The sequence below is a fragment of the Arsukibacterium sp. genome (genome assembly GCF_036735525.1).
GTDB lineage: Bacteria > Pseudomonadota > Gammaproteobacteria > Enterobacterales > Alteromonadaceae > Alishewanella.
In genome coordinates this window covers 1-2,413 of record NZ_DAINOE010000109.1, presented here as the reverse complement: position 1 = coordinate 2,413, position 2,413 = coordinate 1, and the positions used below count along the sequence as shown (strand labels likewise).

The window sequence follows — 2,413 nt, the reverse complement described above, 5'->3', positions numbered from 1 at the left end:
TCCAGTGAGCTAACCGGCCGGCTCAGTGCCACCGGGGCCAGCATCAGGTGATAGCCACGCTCGGCTTCCAGCGGCACCCGCCAGCCTAACTGCCGGGTAAATTGCGCTGAATGCGCACCGGCAGCAATAATCAGCTGTTCACAGACAATTTCTTTGTCGTCGCAGATAAGCTGGTGCCGGTTTTGGCCAGGAATGACTTGGCGCACTTCAGTCTGCAGATAACGGCCACCCAGTTGGCAAAACTGCTGATAAAGTTGCTTGCATAACGCTAAAGGATCGCTGCTGTGCGCCACTTCAGTAAAATCCAGTGCGGCATTCAGCGTGGCAGCCAATGCCGGCTCCAGCTGCTGCAGTTGTTGTCTGTCACACCAGCGCACATCTATGCCAGCGCTGCGATAAACCTGATATTGCTGTTGCAGCGAACTGATATTGCGGTTTTCTGTCACCAGCAGCGCGCCGTTATATTGGATTTGCTGGCTCAGCTGACAGCTGTGCAGCAGTTTTTGCCAGCTGGCGAGGCTGGCATGGTTTAAGCCACTTAACGCCCGTTGATGGGCATCGCGTTTGCTTTTACGCATATTGGCGACAAAGCGGGCGAACCACGGCAGCGCCTGCAGTAAATAACTGGCGCGAATACGCAAGGGCCCAAGTGGATTGAGCAGCATGGCCGGCAATTGGCTTAACAGCGCCGGTTGCGCCAGCGGGAATACCTGTTCGGCAGCAAAGTGGCCGGCATTGCCAGCTGAGCAGCCCTGGCCAATACCGTTGGCATCGAGCAACAGCACGTCAAATCCGGCTTGTTGCAAAAACAAGGCGTTGCTTAATCCCACTATACCGCCACCGATAATACAGACCTGTTTCACAGCAAAACTCCAAAATCACTTGATAATATAGATTGTATACAATATTCTTTATCCAACATCAATGATAGAGGTTAAAAAAGATGCAAGTAAACTGGCAAGGTGTCTATCCGGCAATCTCCACGCAATTTCAGCAAGATGGCAGCATTAACTACGCGGCCAATGCCCGAATGTTAGAGCAGCTGATAGCAGATGGCATTGACGGCATTATTGCGTTGGGTACCGTGGGCGAAAATGCCTCACTGACGTCGACAGAGAAGCGTGAGTTTTTGCAGCAAACGGTAAAAACGGTGGCCGGGCGTATTCCGGTAATTGCCGGTTGCACTGAGCACAGTGCCGGCCAGGCCATTGATTACATTAAAGCCGCCGAGCAGATTGGTGTCGATGGCATTATGTTGCTGCCAGCGGTGGTGTACCGCGGTACCGACAGAGAAGTGCTGGTGCACTACCAGACGGTGGCTCGTGCTACCCGGCTGCCGATTATGTTGTACAACAATCCGGTTAGCTATGGCGTGGATATTAACCTGGAGATGACGGCCATTCTTTCTGAAGAGCCAAATATCGTTGCCATTAAAGAATCTACCACTGACACCCGCCGCATTACCGAGCTGCAAAGCCGCTTTGGCGAGCGGTTTCAGATTTTTTGTGGGGTTGATGATATTGCGCTGGAGTCGGTATTGCTCGGTGCCACCGGCTGGATCTCTGGTTTAACCAATGTGTTCCCGCGCGAGTCGGTGATGCTGTTTAAACTGGCGCGGGCCGGGCGCATTAACGAGGCGCGGGAAATTTACCGCTGGTTTATGCCGCTGCTACGGCTGGATACCATTCCAACCTTAGTGCAGTGCATCAAGTTGGCCGAGCAATTACTTGAGCGCGGCAGTGAGAATGTACGTTTGCCAAGGCTGGCGCTGCAGGGCGCTGAGCGAGCCTATGTTGAGCAGGTGGTAACGCAGGCACTGCGTACCCGGCCAGATTTAAGTAAATATCAAGCCGTGCAGGCACAATAACCAAGCGAGGGAGCGGCTGTGTTAAAAGGAACCTATTTTTGTGTCGATGCTCATACCTGCGGCAATCCGGTGCGGCTGGTCACCAGCGGTCACCCGGTGCTGCGCGGCAGCACAATGAGCGAGAAACGGCTGGATTTTCTCGCTCACCATGACTGGATCCGCCAGGGCCTGATGTTTGAGCCGCGCGGCCACGCCATGATGTCGGGGGCATTTTTGTATCCGGCCTGCTCAGATAATGCCGATGCGTCGGTGCTGTTTATTGAAACCAGTGGCTGCTTGCCGATGTGTGGCCATGGCACTATCGGTACCGTAACTGCAGCCATTGAAGTGGGGTTATTGCAACCAAAAACGCCGGGTGAGCTTATTCTGGATGTGCCGGCCGGCCAAATCCGCGTCAGTTACCGCCAGCAAGGCGATAAAGTACTGACGGTAAAAATTATCAATGTGCCGTCTTATCTGGCTATCGCCGATGCCTGTGTTACGGTACCCGGGCTGGGCGAGCTAACGGTTGATGTCGCCTATGGTGGGAATTTTTATGCCATTGTC

General features: G+C 53.8%; 3 protein-coding genes. 2 read left to right on the top strand and 1 reads right to left on the bottom strand.

The features are described from left to right. The coding region (locus V7D78_RS15240; protein ID WP_333609313.1) for an NAD(P)/FAD-dependent oxidoreductase at positions 1-863 on the bottom strand (863 nt) is incomplete at its 3' end. Between the two features lie 80 nt (positions 864-943). Here V7D78_RS15240 and dapA point away from each other — a divergent pair. Both dapA and V7D78_RS15230 read left to right on the top strand, forming a co-directional pair. After that, positions 944-1,867: a 4-hydroxy-tetrahydrodipicolinate synthase gene (gene dapA, locus V7D78_RS15235; protein ID WP_333609312.1), complete on the top strand. Its 924-nt coding sequence runs from the start codon at positions 944-946 to the stop codon at positions 1,865-1,867. Positions 1,868-1,885: 18 nt separating this feature from the next. Beyond that, the coding region (locus V7D78_RS15230; RefSeq protein WP_333609311.1) for a proline racemase family protein at positions 1,886-2,413 on the top strand (528 nt) is incomplete at its 3' end.